The following is a 23,721-nucleotide window of genomic DNA, read 5'->3' as shown; positions in this document are numbered from 1 at the left end:
TGCGTTACTTCGCAGTGGTGGTTTGGGCCGAATTCGGTTCGGCTGGCAGAACCTCAAAATTGTTGATGCTCTTGAGCCTGCCCAGCGATGAGAGGATGGTTTTCAGCTTCAGCATCTGCTCACGGCGATGAAAGCGCATAAGCTCATCCGACACAGGCCGCTCTGCACGGCTTAAGAAGCCGGACACATATCCGGCGAAGAGCGCGACGCCTGCTATCCCGTAGGGACGCTTCGTCATTCGATAGGTGCAGCGGAAGACCTCCCAGAGCGGGTGGCCGCCGAGAATGTAATCTTTCTTGCCATAGGCAAAGGCCGAAGCGACCGCCCCCCGCTCCGCCGTTCCCAATGGCCGGTGATGCAGAAAAGATTTCTCTCGAAACGAGCGTGTTTTCCATCCGACCATGCGAGCCGTTGTGACAGCCATCCAGTCGATTCCGCCCGCCTTGCTGGGAATGTATCCGCCGATCTCTTCAAAGCACTTCCGGCGGAAGACCTGACACTGTCCGGAGACGTATGTCTGTCCTTCGAAACTATCAGTTCCAGAGTTATATCCGCCCGGCTCATGAAACACCGTACCGGCAACTCCCAGCCGCGGATCCTGCTTGAATTTGGATAGGAGAAACTCGAAGTGATCGCTGTCCAGCGTGACATCCCCGTCAAGGTTAACGACGATCTCATACGGAAGCAACTTTACGCACTCCAGGCCGATATTGACTGCCTCGACCTTGGCTGCAAAATGGCGTTCCTTCCTGGCTGGACGATTGATCAGCTCAATCCAATTGTGTTGTGCCGCATACTTCGTCACGATCTCTTCTGTCGCGTCTGTCGAGCCATCGTTTACGATGACCCACTTCAGCGGAAGTATCGTCTGGGACACAACAGACTTGAGTGTCTCCTCAATGAAGCGTGCTTCATTTCTGCAAGGAGTAATCAAGACATAAGGAAGATTGTTAGATTCGTTTTTCATGTCAGTTTTTGAGCCCCTGCCCGCCTAGTTGGATTCGACGAAAATTCTGTGTGCCAGTTCCAGCGACAAGAGCCTGTGAATCTCGTCTGTATGGTTTTCGTCTCCGCGCAGATGACCCTTCACAACACGCTCGACTCCAGCACGATTTACATAAGGCCGCGACAGCGCACGATCATCGAGAAGTATCTGGCGTACGTAATCGCTCAGCTGATCTCGATACCAAACCCGAAAATGGAAGGGTTTGTGGCGACCGAGCCAGATACGTTCCAGGTGCAGAGGAGCGAACACATGATCGACACGCGCCATCCACTGCGGCATGCCCATGTCGTAGGCATACTCTGCTTTAAAGAAGAACTCCAGATACATACGCGTCAATGAGCTGTTGAGTCCACCGATGCCCCGATCAGTACGTATCTTTGCCAGTGCGGGATTTCCCTCGCGGATGAGCCGGGCCCTTGCCGCCTCGTTTGTTGCCACGCTGTCCGGACCAGGCGCTCGATACGCGGCCCTGACGACTTCGTTGTCAATAAATGGCGCGCGAATCCCCACCTGCGTTTGTTCCAGGCCCAGAATGCCATAGTGATGCCAGGGCGATTGGCGAAACGCGACAAACGTGATGGGGTTAACTTGCCGAGCTGCGCTGTAGGTTGCAATACCGTTATCAACCTGTTCCTGCAATGGCGCAAACAATCCCGCTGCCGGCGCCACGGCTTTGAACATTACCGATTGCATGAGAATTTCACTGCCGTAAGTGCCCACCATGCGCACAGGCGCAATCTCGCGGACTTTTTCCTGAATGTAAAGATCGGGCGAGCGGCTGAGATCTACACAGCCATCAGCCAGATAAATTGTGCGCTCGGCGTAATGGGCAAACCGCGACATGAAATCCGGTCCCGCAGTAAGCACCTGGTAAGGTTGCTGACAAATTCCAGCGATGCGGCGCGCAAGCTTTACATCTTCATGGTCGCGATATGTGCTGCCCCACGTGTAGCAAGGAAGTGAGTTCGGCTCCGCTTTGTGCCACGCCAGAATGATGCGCGAGTCTATTCCGCCCGTCACAGACATTCCAACCCGCTCGCGGCCATTGAAATAACGCGGCAGATTACCGACAAAGGCATTGTGAAGTTCGCGATAGTACCCTTCTGAATCGAGCTTTTCCTGCTGCTCCCATTCTTTCGGCTCGAAATAGAGCTTCTTCTCTGCAATCGCTCCATTTCGAAAGCCCCAGACTGACGCAGGCGGAAGAAGATAAATGCCGCCAAAGAGCGTTCGATTATCGAGCACACAGCCGCAGGCGACAAACTCTCCAAGCCCACGCGGATCGATCGAACGCAGTTCCGGACGAACCTTCAAAATCGCCTTGGCTTCCGGCGAAAAATAGAATCCGTCCTTCGACTCGTGGTAGTAAAGGCGCTGTAGCCCGTAGCGATCGTTGAACAGCGTTACACTGCCTTGGCGGCGGTTCACCACCAGGCCATGAAATCGCCCGTTCAATCCCTTTGGGAAATCTGCCTCGTCTTCATAACGATGAGCCAGATAGGATGAATCTTCATCCGAAAATTGATGCCCGCGCTGTCGAAGCGAGTTCTTTAAACTGGGTTCCGGAAACTCCTCGCCCGCAAAGAAAAGTGTGATCTGGCCATCTTCATTGCGAATCGGCATGCCGTCGGAGGAACTGTCGCGCCGAGCCACCCATCCCACGTATACCCCCTGCTGCGGGTCACTCCATGTGCCGTAAGTGTAGAACGGCTCATGAATGAGACTCTTGACCATTGCGAGCAACTGTTGCTCAGCGGCAGCCTGAGGTAGTTTTGTAATTAGGCCCACGATTCCCGGCAAAACGGTCTCCTAGAGCGAATCTGCTTTGAGTTGAAATTTTTGAGCGTACCAGCGCGAGCGAAGTTCACGCAGCTTCGACGCCACTGATTCTGGCATGCGTTCAGACAGCTTGCGATGCAGGCCGAGACGAAGCGAGATCGATCCCCACAAAGTAACTGGAACGTAATACCGTGGCACATCCACCCGTTGAAATCCGTTTCGCTCCTTGAAGTCGCTTAGACTGCTCGTATTCTTTTTGCCGTACGCAAAATTTGCATACACTATGCGGACAACTCCGCGAGCAGCGCAGGAGCGCACAGCCTGCACAACCAGTGCGTTTGTCGGAGCTTTATCCCGATAGCCGGCCATCGAGAGGATGTGCATCAGCCCGGCCTGCGTCCGAGCGTCGTTCATAGTCAGCTTGATAAAGCCGATCAGTTTTTCGCCGTCGAAGGCACCGATAAAGACACTGCTGTCGAGGAACGTTGCACTCATGGTGCGTACCGCTTCAAAACTCTTTCCGTAGTGCGGAAAGCGACGACCCTGCCGGACGGGAACCTCGTTGTATATTTCCCAGATGCCGCGAGCAAGTTCGTCGTCAAAGGGTACTTCCTTAATCACGAGCCCTTTTTTCTCCGCCTGCTTGGCTTTATTGCGGGCTTTGAATCCAATCTGTTCTGACCACCACTGATCAAATGTGGAGATCGTCAGCACCGCCAGATTGTCCGATTCAAAGGGATAGGGATATATCGGTGAAGTCTCAGGTAGTTCCTGCAAAAAGGTGAAAACATCTGCGGACCGGGCATCTCGCAGTGCCGCGAGTGCCGATTTGGGATCGCTCAGGAACTTGTATCCTTCTCCCTCAACCTCCGCAACCCGGCAGAGCCGGCCACGCAACAACACTTTTCTCCCTTCAAGGCGGAGTTTGCCTTTGTTCGTATCCATCAGTTGTCCATTCGTTGAAATCGTCGGAATAAGTGACGAGGTGAGTGTCTTTCTTCTAACCTACTCGTTTTGTGTCGCCAGCCGCATCAAACTCTGGCAAAAACTGCTTCAGCTATTTATGGGACCGCTTCCAACTCATGCTGGTCCTTTCGCACAATCATGGCGTCCAAACGGTTTACCAGTTCCAGACTCTCATCCGAGAACTTGCGGGCGAATAAAACCTCTCCCGCACCAAACTGATCTTCGACCCGAATCTTCTGTTGTCCTTCGAAAAACGCGATGTGTTCGCCGGTAAGCATCTCTGGATGGGCACTCGCTTTCGGCCAATATCTGTATAGCAAGCTTCTTTGAGCGCGATTTCGAAATGGAGAATTGCCCAGGATAGTGTGGAAAAATGATTCTTCCGGACAGAAGACATAACGGAAATATGAGGCCACGCCCGGGTTTTCATCGGTGAACTGCAGTATGTACTTGCATGCCTCCTTCGACAGTGCCCAGCACGCATCCCCGGCATATGGTTCCAAACTTCCGAGATGTTTCTTGTAATTCCGCGTTGCTAACCCAAACTTTGCCAGAGCCCTCATGACAAATTGGCGGATCGGCTTATCGGATGTGAACCTCAGAGTGTTTATTCTTGAAACCGGATAGCCATCGGCCGGCACTTTAACCATACTTAAGAACTCTCGGCCGCGATTCTGTTCCAGAAATTCTCGAATATACTTGCCACTGCGCAACGGATAATCTGCACCCTGCATGAAGACAATATAGTCATATCCTGCAGGCGAGCTCAGTGCCTGGCGAATGAGCTGAAGCAGTACTTCGACGTTTGAGAATTCGCTCCAATATACCGGAATTCGACGTTCACTAAAAAAAACATGATCCGCGGCAATATCAGCGAAGCCTTCAAAACTTGCCTTTTTGTCAACGTGAACAAAAAAAGCTGCTTCCCCCTCAGAAAGAGTTTTGATAGCTCTTGCCAGAAGGCGGGGGTTCTTGTGAACGAGATTCAAGTACGCGATCTTCATCGATCTTCCAGCTCCGGTCAATCATTCTTTATTTTCAGGAGCGTGTCATTCGCTAAAAGCGCAAAGACATCAACCAGCAACCGCAGCCGGTGTCGCAGGAGCCTTGCGACGCGCAAAGACGGAAACAACTGTCATCAGGTCTTTTCGAGCAGCAGGAATGAATAACGACATTGCATAAACTACTGCGAAGCTCAGCCCAGCAGCTGCAAGTTGAAGCAGAGCGCCAGTTGGTTTCCACACATGTAAAGTGATCTCTGCCAAGGCGATTCCTCCACAACACACCGCAATTGGCCAGTACACTGCGCCCAAAAATCTGCGAAGAGTCAAAGGCGTATCACGAAAACTGAATTTCAGAACCCAGGGGAGGATTGCCATGATTACAGTCGATCCCATGACAGCTACACCCTTCACGCCAAAAGGCAAGCCGATGGCAAAACTTGAGATGATAATTACTGCGACAACGCTCAGAAGATTGCGAAGCCGCCGCGTGTCCCCCTTGCCGACCATCAACCAGATAGTCGGTTGAATAAGCAATTGGCCTAAAGCGCCTATGACAAGAATTTCAAAAACAGGCGCCGCATCATTCCATCGATTGCCAAGAGCCAGTAGGATAATGGGCGATGCGCACACAAAGAGGAATCCGAATATTGGCGCGGCAATCCACACCAGAATTGCAACCGCCCGCAAGTAGTAATGCGCCAGGCGCTCTCGATCCGACTGAATGATGCTGAATCCCGGCACAGCAACGCTAAATGCCGGGCCGCTAAGCTGCCGAATTGGGATCATCAGCAGGTTATATGCTCGCGAATATAGCCCGAGGGGCCCTGCGCCCCAATACCACCCAATCAGAACGTTATCCATGCTCCGGGCTGCGGTCAGGATGAGATAAGATGCCGCAACATCCCCACCAAAACTAATCAGCTTGCGTATTTCCACGCCTCGCTTAGGAAGCCCTGGTCTCCACCTGACCATTAACCAGGACTGAACCACAGCCGTGAAATTCAGCACCAGGGGAAGAATCACGATCGCCCAGTAGCCCGCTCCGTGCATCGCCGAGAAAATCGCAATCGGTACCGCAACTAGGCAGATGATCGCATCCCTGATCGCAAGCGCCGTGAATCTCATCTGGCGTTTGAGAAGCGCATCGTGCTGGACTCTCAGACCACAAATGAAGAAAACGGGAGACACCGCAAGCGCTATATTCCTGACCTGCGGCTCTCGATAAAACCAGGCTAGGAGAGGTGCGGATGCGATCGTGAGGATCGTCAATCCAAGTCCTATTGCAACATTGATCCAGAACAAATTAGTGACTTGCTGATGATTGATATCCGGGCGCTGAATCGTCGCTTCGGAAAGGCCGAGATCTGCAAATGATTGAGCTAACCCTGTAATACCAGTCACCATTGCTACAAGGCCGAAGTCGCGCGGTGTAAGAATATGCGCCAAAACGACTGTCGAGATTGTCAGAACCGAAAACTGCAGGACCTGCGAAGTGACCGTAACTACCCCACCGCGAACCGACCTGCCCTTGAGGTCCGCGTGGAGGTGTTCGGTAGAAAATGGGTCTGTGCTTTTAGAAGTGGACATGCGGAATCGGAAAATGAGCGGACCTACACTTAGCCCTGACGTTATGCAGAATAGTGATGAGATATTTTCAGAATATGCCATCTGCGGCATAACCTGCAACGCCGAATCCCAATATCACGCAATTTGAATTGACGCGGCCGTAAACGAGAAGTATCGCCGAGCGATTCTCTACACAGGCTCTGCTCCAGGCACATGATCGAATATATTCATGTCGCCTGATTCACGGTTCTACGCACCAAATACAAACCGAGCCGCGAATGATTCCAGAGAGATATGGAGAGAGAGTACGTTGCCTCTTTCGATATCATCTCCGGAACCAAGGCCATCCAGGTAAAGATCGCAGGCAGTTGCACGTACGAATAGCGAACATCCCTGCCTGCGTCCTGCTTAATTTTTAATCACAGCCCCATTAACACCGGAAGGAGGAGGGACGGTGGTGGTAGTAGAGGAAGGAGGGGTACAGGTAAAACTCAATGCGCTTCCACCGCCGCTTATTGGACCGCCCATCTGATCGAAGTAGCAATCCATTGCCGGATTGCTAACAACCGTTGGAAGCGCTGTGAATGTTCCGCCGGCTTTGGTGCACTGACTTGCTTGCGAGGTTGTCACTTCCATTGTGGAGTACGTTCCGCCATAGCATTGCCCCACGTTTCCAGTTGTAACATCCGGGCCAATGATCGGCCATGCTTTCCCTGCAGGCCACCAGGAAGGCTGGGCTGAATAAAAAAGTGATGGCGGCATTGGGCTTTGTCCCGCGGAGGTGTCTCCATACGTTGGCACTTGGTTACCGTACGAGCTTAGTGTGCTCGGAACCTCCGAAGCACCTTTACAAGTGGTTGACCAACCAGCATCCGTGGAATTCCCGCACCAGTGGACGGCATTGTCCGCTACATCGTAATTGCCCCACCGCAGAGTCGTTGATTGAGATAACGTATCAAACGGCAAACAGTCGGACGTGCAGGAAGAAGAATAAACCGCCGGATAGATGCCTAAGCCGTAAACCGAGGTTGCGTAATTGGCAAACGAAGTGGGCGTCGAGGCATAGGTTTTGTGGAAAACGTTCGTCCCGTTCCATGCTCCAAGAACGTTGCCAACTATGTTTTCGTAGCGATCTCCGGGATTAAGGATAATCGGAACAGTATTAGAAACAGTCAACGTTCCATTGTTCTGCTCTCGGCCATCCAGCCGGTTGCGAAAGAATGTGTTTAAGTCGTGTGTTCCGTGGAAGCTGTCACCGTAATACTGAGCTCCGATATTCCCTTCGGCCTCTGAAAAAAGCACGGTTCCATGAAATTCAATTGTTCCCGCTTGCCAGTTAGATGAGCCGGCAAAGAACTGTCCAGGGGTAAAATTAAAGTCAGAGACACACCCCTCGCAGTCGGAGTTGTAAAACGCAAGAGATCCGGCGTAGTAATGAAAGATATTTGACTCGATAAGCGAATCGCTTGCCATATCGACCGACACTCCGTACGTGTCTCCCGCGTATCCCCAGAAATAAGACTGTTCCACCGTGCACTTGTTGCAGATCGAGAATGTAACGTGGCCCCATGCGGTACCAGTCGCCGATCCACGCAAGCTACGAATTCCCTTCACCCAGCACCCTTGGCAGTTGAAAAACGTAATTCCATCTCCGCCACTTGTGTGATCGAGTGAGAGGCTTTCGACAGCATCCCCATAGACCGGGCTTGTGGCCCACCAGGCCCCGGGAGATTGGGCGCTATTCCAGTTGCCAGCATAGATTCCCGGTGAAATCCCGATAGTGTACGGGCCTTTGCCGCTACCGGAGATGCTTGTGACCGTTACAATCTGCTGCTGGCCGCGAATCGTAGAGAGCGAATTGTTGCCGCGCTCGTATCCATTGGGATTGGCCAATGAATAGCAAGCCGGCGAAGAATCCCCCCCGCTTGAACCACCAATCTCGCATCCGACGTAGAGGCCGCCATTATCCGACTGATTATCTATCTGATCCAGTACGATTGGCTGCCCTACAACTGGAGCCGAGCCACTGACAGTGCCTAATGTAATGCTGGTTGAGCCCGAAGCATATCCGGCAGTCCAGGTTGCCGTATTTGAAGGCCCTCCCCAGTAGTTCGTATCGGTACTCGCAAAGCAGACGTCATGGCCAGCACAATCGCCCGACCCTCCACCGGAACCCGACCACACGAGAAAGGTTGAGTTCGCCCCGGCGCCGCGAATCGTAAGGTTACTGCAGTTCTTGCCGGAGTTGCAATAAATACCGCTGCTCATTGGCCAGGTTCCCGCAGGGATCTGAAGGTACTGACCTGAAGACATGGAGGCAATTGCCGCGTTAATCGATGCTGCAGTAACACTTGTTCCGTTACTCACCGTGTTGCAGGCCGATGTCGCGCATTGCGTTCGCGTGGTTGAAATTGTTGCTCCGGCATTCGACCAGTTCGTCGCCCGGCTTGGGGAAAGAAGACCGGTCCAGAGCTGTTGTGAATGAGCAGGCGAGGGAATCAAAAAGAAAATTCCCAATAGGACAAACAATAAGAGGCAGAACTTCTCTTGTAGGTTCTTCATAATTTTAACGATCGTCCCGACCGTAGATATAGCTTATCAGCAATCCAACGTTTTTTGTGACGAAAGTAATAAAATTCGAATAACCGAAGTCGCATGCCTACTGGGCTAGGAGAATTGGAAATTGTTACTAGAGTTCCAAATTGGTCCTTTTAACCCCCTGAACTTGCGCTGATACGACGCGTTGATAGGTCCCTTTGGGCTGATCATTGCTTCGTCCAATTTCACGACCGGCTTATTTTCTGGGACCCTGAAATGCGGTTGAAGACCCAGTTGCAAAAGCAACACGCGCGGGACGTACGGGATCGTTACTTTCAATCGTCTTGCTCGCTGCAGAACCACGCGAGACCCGAGATTTTCGTTCTTCAGAGGGAATCAGGCCAATAGTGATAGCGCTCGAGCTGATTACAGCAAGCAGTAAAGAGAACCAGGACGGCGTCAATATCCTGAAGCCTGCTTCAGTAATGTTGTAAAAAGCGCAGGTGATGATGTAGGCAAGACCCAGGCAACTCATCTCGCGATTGCGCTGAAATGCTTTGACAGCCTTCAAATACCCGCCTATTAGGATGGTCGACAGCAAGAATACACCAACCCAGCCAAGATCCAGATAAATCTGCAGATAGCCGTCGTGAGCTGAATTGAGATTCGATATGTCTTCGTAGCCCTGCGCCACAAGTAGTTGCACAACTTTGTGGCTGTTGGCATTCCAGAAGCTTTCAAAGCCGGTGCCAATCAATGGGCTATCGGCCGAAGCAATCGCAGCCGCCCAGATTTCAGTACGTCCTGAAAAGTCTGCCGTCCTGCCCATTGCAGTCGCACTTGCTCCCCCCCCTAGAACCACCCCTGCCACTCCCATCAGCAGGATTCCGAGACATAGAGCATGCACCCGGCCAGGGCGATTCTTGAACATTCGCATCCCGGTCGCAAAGATTAAGAAACTTCCCAGAATGAAGCAAAAGAGGGACGTTGCGCTGCGAGAACCGTGCAGAAGCAAAATTCCGAGAACAAGAACAGCACAGTGCGCTATCAGACGTTGAGGACGATTAGGAGCTTTCTTATCAGAAAGCACCATAAACAGGTTCCATGCTAGACCAATCGCGACGACATACAGCATGAGCCCAAAGGTGTTTTTATTGGTTGTGACACCTGTAAAGTGAGGACCAGTCTCGTCGTACATGACCCCCAGGTTCGTCCACTTGATCAGTACGATAGAAAGTGGAAAAAGAACAAAGCCGACGCGAGAAAAAAGGCGTCTCAGGGCCGCAATCGGACGGGGATCCGTAACGATAACCAGCACCATGACGAGATCGCCGACACATTTAATCCAGCGCTTAAAAGCCGATTCAGGGTAAGGCGACCACGCCACGCTCATCAAGCAGTACACGAAGAACAGAAGTACGGGCAGAGTCGACTTGAGTAGCGGATTTACTTTTTTCTTTCGCCGAACCAGGACTACGACAGCCGCAGCGATGAGAGCCTCAAAGATAGCGGCATCCAGAGGGCTTCCTTCGAGAGTTGCGTTGAGGGCCGCTGCGCCGGACGAAGGACCCGATATCCCCAGCCACATGGAAATCGGTCTCGATCCCACGATCCACATCCAGATCGTTGGAAGCCAGAGGCCTTTAGAGACTCGAGCCGACTTATCCCGATCAAGATAGAAAAGTCCGGCAACTACAATAGCGCAAATTAGGAGGGCAAGCGGGGCGCCCATCGATTCTCCGTATTCATGTGACTGGATGCCTCATGTTGCGCTGCTTGACGCATCAGATCATCCTTCGGCTCCGACGAAAAAGCCCCGTACCTGTCTGTTCGCTCTCACTGCAGCGGTTCAGGCGAAGACTGCCTTGTACAGCTTATCCACGCTGCCGGATCTTGCTCTTGCGCGATTGACCACTTCAATCGTCGCGATCGTCAGTACACATGCCGCGACGAAAGAGACTGGCAGCGCAGCAAGCCCAAGATTAATGTGATGAAATACCGCGCTAAGAATCTGAAGAATTGCGACCTGCGATATGTATCCCAACAAGGAATATTTTCCCAATAAAATGACCTCGCTCATAGCCACGCCGGTTTCGCTTCTGCTAATACCCACAGCGTAAAGAGCCATGAGGTTTAGCGCTACACCGACGAGGAGAAGAGGGAATGGGACATTCCAGATCGAGATTGCAATCGTATAGCAAAGATATGCAAAAAAAAGCGCATACCGATGGCGAACAATATCGTTCAGCCTCTGAATAGGCATGAACCCGGCCACCACGCCCAGCATTCCAATGGTGATGAATTCTAGATTGTAGCTCCCTGCACCGAATACCTTCAGCATCGCAATCGATAGCAGAAGCAGCAGGCATACAACATGAAATGTGTACTTGTACCGGTTGAAGAGGGGCATGAGCACCCCCGAGAATATGAGCACATAACTGATCACGATAAGAATCGTGAAGGAAACGAGCTTATTTCCAGCAACGGTGAAATTCCCGGACACAAAAATCGTAAAAAGATCTTGAAGTGATGGCAGGCTTTGCTCTGCGGTGCCCGTCCCCAGTATCGGAATGGCAAGATCGCGAGCCGCGTTCAGGGCCAGGAAGATTGCCATCAGTTTCACGCCTCTTGTAACTAATCTCTTCCAAAGTCGAGGGTCAGCCGCTGCATACTTTGAGAGATATATGTGGGAGATCATGAACCCGGTAATGAAGATGAATGAGGAACTCAGGAATCTGAGATAGCGATAGTATGGCCATTCCAGCCCAATGAAATAGTTGATCCAGTGATAAAGCACCATGATGAGGACCAGCGCACCTTTTGTGAAATCGAGCGCGTGAATCCGCGGGGCCTTCGGTGAGCTGGCTGTCGCCGGCAACTTGGGCTTCGCCGCTAGATTCTGATTTTCCTGAGGCACGGTCTCAATGGGCGTCATAGTCGGCAGCGGTTGCATTTAAAAACAAGTTTAAGGAACGAGAAATCTGGCGCAGGTTTACTACAACTTGCCCTGATCGACCAGTCGCTGTACGACAGAGATAGCGCCCGGGTTGCTGAGGTGGTTATCATCCGCCATCAACGGCAGCTTGTGGGTTGGATCAGCATATTCAAGGCAGCCGTTCGAACCGCAGATCTCATCGTAGAGCGAAATATAAGGCACATGCCATGTTGTCGTGGCCATCCGTTGCATCTCTGCGTCCAGCATTTGTTGGCCCTGTACCAGGTGTTGACTCGCCAGGGCAGGCTTATTCCAGGCAATCGAATCCGCAAGAAGTCGGGGAAGAGGCGCATCATATTCAGGCACGGGACCGAAGACAGTTACAGGTACCTGGTGCTGATTGAGCCATGTGATCAGTTCCGTCAGAGAACCCAGATTATTCTGTCCCCATCGCGCGGCAAGAAAAACACCCTGTACCGGATGTGTCGGCAGGTAGCTCCGGAAAATATACGCCATCATCTTCTTGCAGTCCTCGCTCCCCGATGGAGCAAGCGACGGAACGCAAGCCGCCGTGCTGGCCTGCATCACATTAGCGTTCTTGAGGCCTGTATTGAGAGCAGCCCAGAGCATGTCTGAATGGCTGTCGCCGAGCAAGAGGTAGTTTTTCTTCCCGCTATCCTGACGCAAGCAGGTATCTTGGCGATAACTGTCGAAGTGAAACTCTGTGGTGATGAAGCAAGTTCCAACCCGCCCAGACTTGCTTTCCTGCTGGCTATCAAGGGCAGAGGCAACTTGCAGCGCCTTTTCGGGAAAACGACCAGGAAACCCCTGAGCAAGTACCGTCCATGCGGCGCCTCCCATAAAAACCGACATGACTACAACGGCCAGCACAAAGAGCGGCCGCCGGCTCAGGCGAAGGGGTCCGCTGCGAAAGGGCGTCTCTACAAATCTCCAGGACAATATGGCCAGCCCGAGCGAGAGAACGATCTCGACAAACATATCGAAACGATGCTCGGAAAGCAGACCCGCGTGCGCTCCAAGGTGAACTCCGCCTAAGCCGATGAGCACGCCCATCTTTTGCAGCACAATGATCGGCCAATGCCATAGGTACAAGGAGTAAGAGATGAGGCCGACAAATACCACGGGGCGCCAGGACAATACTGAGCCGACAATCGATCCGCCAGTTTCTCCAGCCCAGATAATCAGCGCCGATCCGACACATGGCAGCAGAGCGCTGAAACCCGGAAACAGAGTTGCCTCGGAATAAAACATCACCGACCATAAAATCATTCCGAGCCCAGCCAGTGTAGCGACGTTTCGTAGTCCTGCCGATCTCAATGCTGGAAATATTTTGAGTGAAAGCAGGGTGCCTAGTAGAAGCTCCCAGGCGCGAGTGTATGGCATATAAAATGCCGTGGTTCGATCCTGCAGAACCACAATTCCGCTAGCAACAAGGGATGCAACGAATAGGAGCGAAACTGCCGTGCGGAGCCTTCCGGGAAAGAAGCGACGAACCACGAGCAGGAACAGTGGAAATGTGAGATAGAACTGCTCTTCCACCGCAAGCGACCAGGTATGAAGCAATGGCTTCGAGGTTGGCGCGTCGAAGTAACCGGAATGCTGCCAGAAGAATATGTTCGAGACTGAACCTGTCGCGGCGAGCATCGACTTCGCGTAATCGACCAGCTCACGCGGAAGCAGGAAAATGGCCGCGGCGATACTGCATGCTGCAAGCATGGCGAAAAGCGCCGGAAATATCCGGCGAATGCGCCGTTCGTAAAACCCGACGATCGTGAAGCGCGAAGCGCTGACCTCGGCAAAGATAATCGAACTTATCAGGTAGCCGGAGATGACAAAGAAAACATCAACGCCGACAAATCCTCCCCCAAATCGATTTAGTCCGATATGAAATGCAACCACGCTCACAACCGCGACAGCTCTTAGTCCGTCTATGTCGGCGCGATACTTCAGGCCACTCTTCTGAGCAGCCTGCGAGTTCGCATGACTTTTTGTCGGTTCTGTAGCTTTTTCGTCTGCAAGCGCAGTCGTGTTTATCATGTTGTCTGTTCTATTTGCGGCTCAACTTCAATCCGCGGTGCGGCGATTCACAAAATTGGCGGAGAGGGGAAGGATTCGAACCTCCGGGTGGCTTTCACCACCGCAGCCAGCAAGCTGACTACTGCCTTAGCCAACGGCGACCTCTCCGTTTGTACAATTCAAAAAATTATGCGACAGAGACTGTTTCGCTCACTGCTCTCGCAGAAAATGCCTGAACTGCGTTCACCACCTGTGCCTGTTGGTCTCCGCTTAGCTGAGGGAACATCGGCAGGGAGACAATTTCGGCAGCCACGCGTGTGGCAACCGGAAAGTCTTCTGGCTTGTAGTTGAGCCCGGAATAAGCTTTCTGCAGATGCAGCGGTACAGGATAATGAATTCCCGTGCCAATGCCAGCTTGCTTCAAGCTCTCAATCATTCTATCGCGTTCAGTCGTACGAATCACATAGAGGTGATAGACGGAACGGGACCAGGACGGCTCCCATGGGCAGCCCACAGCATCATTGTTCGCAAGAAGCTGGTTGTATTCGGCAGCCAACTCGCGGCGTCTCGCGTTCCACTGCGCCAGGTGGGCAAGTTTTACGCTCAACAGGCCGGCCTGGATCGCATCCAGCCTTCCGTTATATCCCTCAACGTCGTGATAATACTTCTTTGCCTGACCGTGATCACGCAGCATTCTGATCTTTGCAGAAATCTCACTGTCGTTGGTGGTCGCCGCTCCGGCTTCTCCACACGCACCAAGATTCTTTCCGGGATAGAAACTGAACGCTGCCGCACGTCCTACAGATCCAGCCTTCATCCAGCGATTGAGTTTCTTGGAGAAGTATTCAGCTCCATGTGCTTGGCACGCATCCTCGATCACGACTAACCCATATTCTTCTGCAAGAGCCAGAATTGGGTCCATATCTGCCATCTGCCCATATAAGTGCACGGGCACAATTGAAGTCACAGGACGATTGCTTCGCCGGCTGATCAATTTGCCGGACTGATCCCGTGAGCATTGCTGTTCCAGGTACTGCCGCAGGCTTTCAACAGACATGTTGTAGGTGCGCTCATCAACGTCAACGAACTCTGGCAGTGCGCCGGCCTGTGAGATTGCTTCTGTGGTGGCGATAAATGTATGGGGTACAGTCACTGAAACGTCCCCAGGCTGCACTCCGCTGGCCATAATTGCAAATCGCAGCGCGTCGGTTCCGCTGCTGACAGCAATGGAGTCAGCCGTGTCACAAAACACCGCGAAGGACTTCTCGAACTCCTCGACCATGGGGCCACCGATAAAGCCCGCAGTACGCAGCGCACGCTGAAATACCGCTGTGAGCTCCTCTTCGAGTTCGACGTGAGGAGCGACAAGATCTAAAAATGGAACACTCTGATGGTTACTCATGATGGGTCTCCGGACTTTGTTGGATATAACGCAGAACTCTGGCCGGATTTCCTGCTACGACCGAGTTAGGTGGGACATTTTTTGTGACCACGCTTCCAGCTCCTACAATCGCATTTTCACCAATGCTGATATTGCACAGAAGCGTAGTGCCGGAGCCGATGGATGCTCCTTTGCGAACTGTCGTCGGCTCAACCTTCCAATCCGCTTCAGTCTGCAGATTGCCATCGCTCGCTGTTGCGCGAGGGAAAATATCGTTGGTAAATGTGACTCCGTGGCCGATGAAGACATTGTCTTCAATCACCACTCCTTCACAGATAAATGTGTGGCTTGAGATCTTGCATCTTTTCCCCACGCGGGCATTTTTCTGGATCTCAACAAAGGCGCCTATCTTGGATTCATCGCCAATCTCACACCCGTATAGGTTGATAAATTTTGATAGTCGCACATCAACGCCCAGCTTTACATCGTCAGAGATAGCGTTCAGGGAGTTCACAGACGGACCAGTGTACCTTTCTTGTTCAAGGATTCCGTGGCTGCTTCCAGCATCTTCACAACGCGCAAACCTGCGTGCCCGTCGTTATGTGGATCTTGTCCGCTCGATACACAATCGACAAAGTAAGAAAGCTCTTCACGGAGCGCCTCTATCTGCTCCAACTGAGGAGACCACATATCACCCGATCGATAGCTCACCAGCATGTCGTAGACTCCTTCACGGCTATCAATCTTGACGCCTTTGTCATACACTCTGAGTTTTTCATCGGCCACAAGATCGTTCCACAGCAGCATGCGCTTCTCTCCGCCAATTAGCGTCATGCGCACCTTCACCGGCGACAACCAGTTTACGTTGATGTGCGCAATCACAGAGTCAGGAAAGTAAAGAGTCATGTAAGCGACATCTTCATGCTCGCTCAGATGCTTCTGCCCTGTCGCCACAACCGCTTCCGGAGTTGAGCGTATTAAGTGGTCCATGATCGACAAATCATGGGGGGCCAGATCCCACAACACATTAATATCGTGCTGAAAAAGCCCGAGATTAACGCGCGTTGAATCGTAATAATACAACTTTCCCAGAGTCCCTTCGTTCATAAGCTGAGAGATCTTCTTCACCGCTCCGGTAAACAGGAAGGTGTGATCCACCATGATCTTCAGGTTCTTCCGGGCGGCCAGTTCGATCAGTCTTTCTCCCTGCTCGGTCGTACTCGTAAACGGTTTTTCCACAAACACATGCTTTCCGTTTTCGAGCGCTTCCTTAGCCAATTCATAATGCGTCCACACGGGAGTGATGATGGCAATCGCGTCAATCTCGGTAGACGAAATTATCTCTTTTGCATCCGCAGTAATGTGAACTGCCGGATAGGCCTTTCGCGCGCGCTGGCGCGCCTTCTCACTCAGCTCTGCAATGGAAATAACCCGGGAGCCATCCAGGCCACTGAGATTCCTCACCACATTGGGTCCCCAGTATCCGAAACCAATTACGCCAAAATTCACGAGAGTCTTCCCTTCCTTACCAATGGCCTCACTTGGCCATCTTGCATTCAGAATGCAAACAAGAAACAACCAGATAAAAAGGCGGAATTTACTCTGCTATCCGCCAGCGCACGTCCCTTAATAAGCGCCTTTAATCACGGCGGCGGGTGTGCGCATAAGAATCTTGAAATCAAGCCACGGCGACCAGAAGCTTGCATAGTGCAGATCAAGGCGTACCATCTCGTCAAAACTCACTCGGCTTCGCCCTGTCACCTGCCACAAGCCCGTGATGCCTGGCTTCACATGCAATACCCTGCGCCGATGCCAGGTCTCATACGCCGCAACTTCATACGGAATCGGAGGCCGCGGACCAACAAGTGACATATCGCCGCTCAGCACGTTCAGGAATTGCGGCAGTTCATCTAGACTGGTTCTGCGCAGAAACTTTCCCAGCTGCGTAATTCTTGGGTCATCCACCAATTTATATACGCCTTCGGCTTTCCCCTTTGCCGATACACGATCAGCGTTGCCGGCAATCATCTGCTTCACATATTGCATGTGCTGGCTGTGATCATTGCGATTCCGCATCGATCGGAACTTCAGAAACGTGAAACACTTGCCAAACTGACCTACGCGCTGTTGCCGGAAGAATATCGGCCCTCGAGACGTCACCTTCACCGCTATGGCAATTGCGACCATGAAGGGCAGAAGCAGGATCAGTAAAAACAGGCTTCCAAGAATATCCATGCTTCGTTTAAGGGCCAGCATTCCGCGCTTGCTCGTATCTGCCTCTTGCAGTTCCGGATACAGCGTCGCGTTGCTCGGCCCTCCTGAGCCATCATTGCCCCAGTCATCGGGGAAGAGATGCAGTGTAATCGAGAGCTGCACGAATTTCTCAGAAAAGAGTTTATCTTGCAGCGCCGAACTGACGCGGTTCAAAATGGCCCCAACGCATGCGCTCTTGGAGTCTGCCGCAAGCCCGGTAAACAGGATCGCGATAGCTCGATTCTCCTTGTGCCAGCCAATCACGTCTGTTTCTCGCGTCGCGGAGAGAAGCACAGTCAAAAGGTTATCGATGCCATGGACACATTTCCCCGGCTCTCTGCACTCTACACACTCCAGCAGCATTAGCAGGAAAGGTTCCTTGGTTCGCTCTGTCCTTTTCCTCTCGATAGCAATCATCCGCCGAAAGGCTCTTTCGTCCAGAACGTCGCGAATCTCTGCCGGCTGGGAGCCGGAAAAAAGATCGTCTAAATGTGCGGGATTTTCTACTTGGAGACAGATCATGGCTTAACTCTCTTACGGAGCGGTAGATCCCGCTATTACTGCGGGGGCCTTATGGACGTGGGGGGATTGCAATTACCGAGGGAACTAGCAAACAGACTGCTAGCGGCGGCCGGAACCTGATTGCCGCGAAGTTTCAGATGGGCTGAGATAGGAGTAGTAATCGTTATCGTTTGCGCTCTTGGATGCGTTCAGCAGCGCACCAATCAACTTGCTGGGATCAAGCGCATCCAGTCCCTTTTGCAGTTTTCGTTTCTTCGTCGTTCCGTGACGCGCTACAAGCAGGATGCCATCTGCTAATCGCGCCCATACGCTTGTGTCGACCACAGGCAGCACTGGAGGAGAGTCGATCACAATCCAATCAAACCATCCACTCAGAGTTTCCATCAGCTTCGGCAGTTCTTGCGACTGGATCAATTCTGCGGAATTGCTGGGATTGTCGCCGGCTGGCAACATCCAGATGCCTGCTTCAGGTAGGTGGTAAAGACAAGCGGTTAGGCTACGCTCGCCCTGCAGATAGTTGATCAGTCCGGGAACCTTGGCGAGTCCAAAGAGTTGCGACTGCGAAGGCCGCCTCAAGTCTCCATCGAGAAGAAGAACCCGCTCGCGTTCTCCACCGCCAAGAGAGCTCGCCAGATTCGCAGCAACCAGACTCTTGCCTTCTCCAGGAATTGTGCTTGTGATCAGTATGCTCTTGAGCTCTCGCGTCCGTTTCAGGTCGTTCAGCCGAACCGCCAGCATGTGGAACGCTTCTCTTGCAGGTGCATCCGCATTGGAGAGGCTTACCAGGCGGCTGTCTTTTGAATGAGCGCATTCCAAGGTCTGGAAGTGGCTGAACGTCTCGCGGCGTTCTTCATCTTCCAGTGCCTTCGTAATGACACTCGGATCGTCGTCAACGGCGCCTGCTCCAAGTCCTTCTCCGCTGAGTAAGGGCCCCTGCGTTTCCTGCACTGCTTCCGCAATCGGCTCCGATGGAAATTCGGAGTTCCATTGTGCAGAGGCTTCACGCTCGGTGCGCTCTAGCAGCTCAAGAGTCGCCAGTGATCCCGTTTTGTTTGCCTCTGCACGCTCAGCTTGTGAGCGTTGTAAGGCGTCAAATATGTAGCTCATGCTCCCCTTGTTCTGTCACCTGACTCGAATCAGAAGCCAAACTGCTCACAGTAGGGTTTCTCAATCTGGAAAATATGTCTAGCATCGCGTTCGTTTGCTGCCGCAAATCGGCTTCGCTGATTCTGCCGGTCGCTACATCATCGCTAGACGAGCTCACGTCCAACCGAAACTCCCGGGCAACTTCGTGGATAATTTCTGGATTGACGCTGTGATCCTGCCGTGCATAAGACGCGATCAGTGCATTCTCACAGATTGTGTTGATCAGCCGCGGCAGACCTTGTGAATACCAATACACAGTCGAGACAGTTTCCGGAGGAAAGATCGGTTCGCCCTGAAGCGAAGCTCCTGCGATCTGCAGCCGTTTCTCAATATATTCCCGCGTCTCTTCCTGATCCAGCGCTGCGAGACGTGCACGGAGTGCAATTCTTTGCTTGAGCTGCCTCAGGCCGAGGGAATCCAGCTTTTCGTCCAGTTCGGGTTGTCCCACCAGGACGACCTGCAGAAGTTTATCGTCCGCTGTTTCCAGGTTGGAGAGCAGGCGAATCTCTTCGAGAATTTCCTCTGAGAGAAGGTGTGCTTCATCGACGATCAAGACCGTCGTGAGTTTCTTTGATCCCCGCGAAATAAGGAACTGGCCTAGCTCGATCAGGAGCTCGCTTTTGTTCTTGCCAGAAGTAGGCAACCCGAAGTCGGAGAGAATGTATTGCAGGAACTCCACGGGCGAAAGTCTGCCATTGAACACGTAGGCATAGGACACATCTTTGCTTTCCTTCAGCAGCCTCAACAGGCAACGCAGCAGAAGCGTCTTTCCTGTACCCACTTCTCCTGTCACAACCACGAACCCCTTGTGCCACCGTACCCCGTAATACAGCGCGGCCAACGCTTCATTGTGCCTTCTTGTAGACACAAAGCAATTCGGATCCGGAGTCAGATCGAATGGATTACGCGTGAGTTGAAAGAATGACTTGTACATTGAAAAGTATGCTCTAGGAATGTAGATAGCTGAATGCAGATCCAGTAAGAATTACACATATCACCAACGCAGCCATGGCCCAACCCAGTAAAATTTTCCGCTTCTCGCGTTCCGTATCGGATGGGTTCAGAATCTGCGGAATCTCAGCGATCACGCCCACAGAAATCATCTTGATAATTTCTCGGTCGCTGTACATGCAATCATCGAAAAATTCCTGCAGAACAACCACCAGCAACCCCAGCACCAGCCCCACTCCCAGCCCGACACCACACATCTTAAGGCGGTTGGGGAAATCGGGACGCACCGGCAGGCTTGGCGGGTCGAGCATCATGAATCGTTCGCCCTCCTGCATCTGCTCCATGCTTGTGGCCATCTGAGAGTCGCTTTCCTTCTTCAGCAACTCATTGTAGTTCGTCTGAGATTGCTCATAGCCTCGGTTCAGATCTGCCAGTTGCTGACTGACCGAAGGCTCGCTATTCAGTAAGGACTGATATTGGTTGATCCGCGACTCGAGACTACTGACCGCCCGCTCGCGATTTGCTATCTCCGTCTGATCGGCCTTTAGCTGACTTTGGAGCTGCAACAGCGGGGCATTTTGTGCAGGATCTTGAATCTCTTGGGTCTGCCCGCCGCCACTCGCCTGTTTTCCGTCTGGTGCCTTCTTGAGATTGGCAACTATCTGCGCCCTTTGCTTTTCTGCATCGGCGATCTGTGCCTTTACCTGTTGCACCTCTGGATACTGATCCGTATACCGAGTGCCCAGATCCTGTAGCTTCAATCGCAACTTATCAAGCTGATCGTCAATACCCGCCAGCCCAACCGAAGTCCCGCCGGCGGTAGTATGCCTTGAATCAAATGCGCGATACTGCTCAATTAACGACTGGTGGTAAACACTCTGTTGCTTTGCGGAATTCACCGCATCTTGCTCGTTCTGCAGTTGCGATTGCAGCCCACTCAGAATCTGTAGATTGGCCGTCTCCTGCGAAGGCAATGCCCCCTGATGCTGAGCTTGGAATGTCTGAACTCTCGCCTCTTGATCCGCAAGGTTGGCACGAGCAGTTACCAGTTGGCTTTCAATAAACTGCGTAGTATTTTCTGACTCTTGTTTGCGAGCTTTTGAGTTCGCGTCGATGAAGAGGTTCGTCAATTCGCTGGTCACTTGCTGCGCAATATGCGGATCTGCAGAGACATAATAGATTTTGAATGCTGTGACCGAGTTGGTCTTTTCGTCTTTGACGAGATCAATATTAATATCCTTGCGCATTTTATCTACACGCTGGTCGGGCGTTAAAACATGGCGTCCACCCTGGTAGAGGTGAAGCTTATCGATAATCAGAAGCAACCGCGTCCGGCTCAATATCTGTTGTGTAATGGTCTGCAGCCTGTCCTGCACGTTGTCACTGATATTAGGAACAACATAGTTCTTCGGCAACGCGGGTTCTTCCACAAGAATCAGCGTGCTCGACTTATATTTCACGGGGAGAAGCCAGCTCGATCCCCATACTCCCACCCAACCTACCAGCAGCAGCGTCAGAAAGATCAGATGACGCCGGCGGATAATGTCGAGATAGCGGCCTAGATCAAACGGTTGGCTGGGGCTTTCTTCAAATTCTTCGGGCATAACTATCTACCTAACTCGCGTTGGAAATTCCACGTAATCGAAGCCGAAAAGCGATCGCTGTCTGGGCTGGCCGCGATGGCAGCAACCTGACCATAGCTTTGATGGACCCGATCATAGCCGAACGCCAGGCTGACCTGTCCATGTATTGGATGCTGTAATGTCGCCGATCCGGTGATCGTATGTCCATTTTCAGCTTCCGTCGGGAGCAACGCACTGACAGATTTGTTAATGGAGTACGATCCGGAGGCTCCGGCCGTCCATGTACGCGCAAGCTGCCAATGCAATGCGGCATTCGCGCTGTTGGTATGGTAGGCCCCGATCAAGCCGCCAGCTCCTGTCACCGAATGCGAGTAGCTCGCGGCAAGGTTGAAGCGCCCGGTCTGCCAACCCGTGCTAGCCGATATGGACGGTCCCCATGCATTGAAGGAAGGCGACGCCGTTTCCGTCACTTGGTAATACTGAGGGCCTCCGGACACTGATACCGATAGGCGGGCATTTGGATAGACCGTGTAGAAACCCATCACCGTCGATGTTTTAGTAGCGCTTTCGCCGTCTGGTGGGGATGTCAGCATATCAAGGTACTGATAAGTTGCTCCAACATACTGTGAAGTGGAAATACGGTGATTGTAAAAACCGGTTCCGCCACGCGCGCTCGAGTTATAAAGCCCAAGAGTCAGTGATGAGCCGGGATATTGCAAAATCGCAGACAAACCCGATGCGCCAATCATCTCGTTCAACCCCGTCTGCATCGTGATCTCTGCGCTGACAGAATTGGTAAGCCGCTTTGCAAAAGGTGGCACCACGCCAGGTGTAGTCGATATTGGTATTCCTGATATACCGCCTATATCGCCAGCATCCGCAGGAGAGAACGGCATCGAGCTATCTTCAAATCGTTCCGTCGCGCTAATCGTTGTGTACGCAGATAAATGGAACGCATAGTCTGCCGACGCAATATTATCAACTTCGTTCAGCCCGCTTGACGGATGGTAAAACGTAAATCCAGGACTGTAAGTCACTACCGCATGTTGTCTCGCTGTAGAGGCATCCAGCGCAATCGTCGGCAAGATTGACATCGTTGTCTCGGCAATTGGCGCGCTGCCCGCATCCGCAAAGTAATTGTCAATATAGGAGGTGGTGTAAGTGAGCCCGCCTCGAAGATAATTACGTTGCGCTTCAGATCCTACTTGAGCCGTATAGTTCAGCACGCTTACAGGTGGCGGGGTTAGCATCCGTGTCTGAGCGGCTGCGTTTGGACTCTGAGGCTCTTGTGCTGCAGCTGCTGAAGTAAGCAGCATTACGATGAATAAAGCTTGTACGCGCATATGCAACCTCAAGGTACGACGATCGTGTCGTCAGGCCTGAGTTGGATGTTTTCTTCAGGGTGATTACCCCGAATAACGTCCTTGTAGTTGAAGGCGATGCGCGTCATACGGCCTTCGGAATTCTTGCGCAGGATGTAGACGCCCTTTTGCTTTGCAAAGTCCAGAAATCCGCCGGCTGCGGCAATCCCATCCAGGACCGTGGTGGTCGCTGACAACGGATAGGATCCAGGCTTGGAAACTCGTCCCAGAATATTGAACTTCTGGCTGTTCATCTGCAGCACTGTCACCGTCACATCCGGTGCTGACAGGTAAGCGCGCAGCTTGTCAGTGATATCGTTCTTGAGTTGAGTCGGAGTCCTACCGCTTGCCTGAATTTCACCAATCAATGGTAGCGATATCTTGCCGTCCAGACGTACTGGAATAGGCCCTGTAAGCTCCTGTTCCTTCCAGACGTTGATTCCCAATACGTCTCCGTCCCCGATGACGTAGTTCTCTTCAGGATGGTCCTTCCCTGCCGGTGCCGCAGACTGCTCCGATTTCGTGGACCCTGGAGCAGCCGTCTGTGCAGGTTTACTCGTGCCCATCTGAGCCCGTGCAAGTACAAACCCTGAAATCACGAGAATGGAAATTACAATCTTCATACTGCTTTTGATCAACATATTCCTATGCCCCAACGAAACTGCCTGTTCGAAAGACTTGCGTTCGAGGCAC

General features: G+C 52.3%; 19 protein-coding genes and 1 tRNA gene. 1 reads left to right on the top strand and 19 read right to left on the bottom strand.

Going from position 1 to position 23,721, the window contains the following annotated elements; all coding sequences use genetic code 11:
• Nucleotides 1-4 precede the first annotated feature (4 nt).
• The 6 genes from VO84_RS15855 to VO84_RS15830 form a co-directional block, all read right to left on the bottom strand.
• Complete coding sequence (locus VO84_RS15855) at nt 5-967, bottom strand: glycosyltransferase (protein WP_058188532.1); 963 nt, start codon at nt 965-967, stop codon at nt 5-7.
• Nucleotides 968-991: 24 nt separating this feature from the next.
• Nucleotides 992-2,806, bottom strand: coding sequence for an asparagine synthetase B family protein (locus VO84_RS15850; protein WP_058188531.1), 1,815 nt, complete (start codon nt 2,804-2,806; stop codon nt 992-994).
• Between the two features lie 9 nt (nt 2,807-2,815).
• Complete coding sequence (locus tag VO84_RS15845; protein ID WP_157439918.1) at nt 2,816-3,730, bottom strand: hypothetical protein; 915 nt, start codon at nt 3,728-3,730, stop codon at nt 2,816-2,818.
• A 116-nt stretch (nt 3,731-3,846) separates the two neighbouring features.
• Nucleotides 3,847-4,755, bottom strand: coding sequence for a beta-1,6-N-acetylglucosaminyltransferase (locus VO84_RS15840; RefSeq protein WP_058188529.1), 909 nt, complete (start codon nt 4,753-4,755; stop codon nt 3,847-3,849).
• A 69-nt stretch (nt 4,756-4,824) separates the two neighbouring features.
• Nucleotides 4,825-6,342, bottom strand: a complete 1,518-nt coding sequence (locus VO84_RS15835) for a lipopolysaccharide biosynthesis protein (protein WP_058188528.1) — start codon at nt 6,340-6,342, stop codon at nt 4,825-4,827.
• A 387-nt stretch (nt 6,343-6,729) separates the two neighbouring features.
• Nucleotides 6,730-8,589 (bottom strand): hypothetical protein, encoded by a 1,860-nt coding sequence (locus VO84_RS15830; protein WP_058188527.1) that lies wholly within the window; start codon nt 8,587-8,589, stop codon nt 6,730-6,732.
• Nucleotides 8,590-8,632: 43 nt separating this feature from the next.
• Between VO84_RS15830 and VO84_RS22895 the strand changes: the two genes are divergently transcribed.
• Nucleotides 8,633-8,806, top strand: coding sequence for a hypothetical protein (locus tag VO84_RS22895; RefSeq protein ID WP_197414053.1), 174 nt, complete (start codon nt 8,633-8,635; stop codon nt 8,804-8,806).
• 309 nt (nt 8,807-9,115) lie between these two features.
• Here VO84_RS22895 and VO84_RS15825 read toward each other — a convergent pair whose 3' ends face one another.
• From VO84_RS15825 to VO84_RS15770, 13 genes are all read right to left on the bottom strand, one after another.
• Nucleotides 9,116-10,591 (bottom strand): O-antigen ligase family protein, encoded by a 1,476-nt coding sequence (locus VO84_RS15825; protein WP_058188526.1) that lies wholly within the window; start codon nt 10,589-10,591, stop codon nt 9,116-9,118.
• Between the two features lie 117 nt (nt 10,592-10,708).
• Nucleotides 10,709-11,812 carry an acyltransferase family protein gene (locus tag VO84_RS15820; protein WP_197414052.1) on the bottom strand — a complete coding sequence of 368 codons (1,104 nt, stop codon included), beginning with the start codon at nt 11,810-11,812 and terminating at the stop codon, nt 10,709-10,711.
• Nucleotides 11,813-11,854: 42 nt separating this feature from the next.
• A complete protein-coding gene (locus VO84_RS15815; protein WP_058188524.1) occupies nt 11,855-13,852 on the bottom strand; it encodes an acyltransferase family protein in 1,998 nt (665 codons plus the stop codon).
• A 56-nt stretch (nt 13,853-13,908) separates the two neighbouring features.
• Nucleotides 13,909-13,999: transfer RNA gene (locus VO84_RS22590), tRNA-OTHER, on the bottom strand.
• Nucleotides 14,000-14,018: 19 nt separating this feature from the next.
• Nucleotides 14,019-15,233, bottom strand: a complete 1,215-nt coding sequence (locus tag VO84_RS15810; protein ID WP_058188523.1) for a DegT/DnrJ/EryC1/StrS family aminotransferase — start codon at nt 15,231-15,233, stop codon at nt 14,019-14,021.
• Nucleotides 15,226-15,726: an acyltransferase gene (locus VO84_RS15805; protein WP_058188522.1), complete on the bottom strand. Its 501-nt coding sequence runs from the start codon at nt 15,724-15,726 to the stop codon at nt 15,226-15,228. Before VO84_RS15805 ends, VO84_RS15810 begins: the two co-directional genes overlap by 8 nt.
• Nucleotides 15,723-16,721: a Gfo/Idh/MocA family protein gene (locus VO84_RS15800; protein WP_082662029.1), complete on the bottom strand. Its 999-nt coding sequence runs from the start codon at nt 16,719-16,721 to the stop codon at nt 15,723-15,725. The genes VO84_RS15805 and VO84_RS15800 overlap by 4 nt, the downstream gene beginning before the upstream one ends.
• Nucleotides 16,722-16,838: 117 nt before the next feature.
• Nucleotides 16,839-17,759, bottom strand: a complete 921-nt coding sequence (locus tag VO84_RS15795; RefSeq protein ID WP_197414051.1) for a sugar transferase — start codon at nt 17,757-17,759, stop codon at nt 16,839-16,841.
• A gap of 327 nt (nt 17,760-18,086) precedes the next feature.
• Entirely contained in the window at nt 18,087-19,094 is a 1,008-nt protein-coding gene (locus VO84_RS15790; protein ID WP_058188520.1) for a CpsD/CapB family tyrosine-protein kinase, read from the bottom strand.
• Nucleotides 19,078-19,974 carry an ExeA family protein gene (locus tag VO84_RS15785; protein WP_197414050.1) on the bottom strand — a complete coding sequence of 299 codons (897 nt, stop codon included), beginning with the start codon at nt 19,972-19,974 and terminating at the stop codon, nt 19,078-19,080. Before VO84_RS15785 ends, VO84_RS15790 begins: the two co-directional genes overlap by 17 nt.
• Nucleotides 19,975-20,080: 106 nt before the next feature.
• Nucleotides 20,081-21,688, bottom strand: coding sequence for a Wzz/FepE/Etk N-terminal domain-containing protein (locus VO84_RS15780; RefSeq protein WP_058188518.1), 1,608 nt, complete (start codon nt 21,686-21,688; stop codon nt 20,081-20,083).
• 2 nt (nt 21,689-21,690) lie between these two features.
• Nucleotides 21,691-23,010: an LPS-assembly protein LptD gene (locus VO84_RS15775; protein ID WP_058188517.1), complete on the bottom strand. Its 1,320-nt coding sequence runs from the start codon at nt 23,008-23,010 to the stop codon at nt 21,691-21,693.
• Nucleotides 23,011-23,018: 8 nt separating this feature from the next.
• Complete coding sequence (locus VO84_RS15770; protein WP_197414049.1) at nt 23,019-23,669, bottom strand: polysaccharide biosynthesis/export family protein; 651 nt, start codon at nt 23,667-23,669, stop codon at nt 23,019-23,021.
• Between the last annotated feature and the right edge of the window lie 52 nt (nt 23,670-23,721).

The sequence above is a fragment of the Occallatibacter gabretensis genome (assembly GCF_001449115.1).
In the GTDB taxonomy this organism is placed as follows: Bacteria; Acidobacteriota; Terriglobia; order Terriglobales; family Acidobacteriaceae; genus Telmatobacter; species Telmatobacter gabretensis.
The sequence above is the reverse complement of the archived record's forward strand: the minus strand, read 5'-3'. Positions and strand labels throughout refer to the sequence as shown.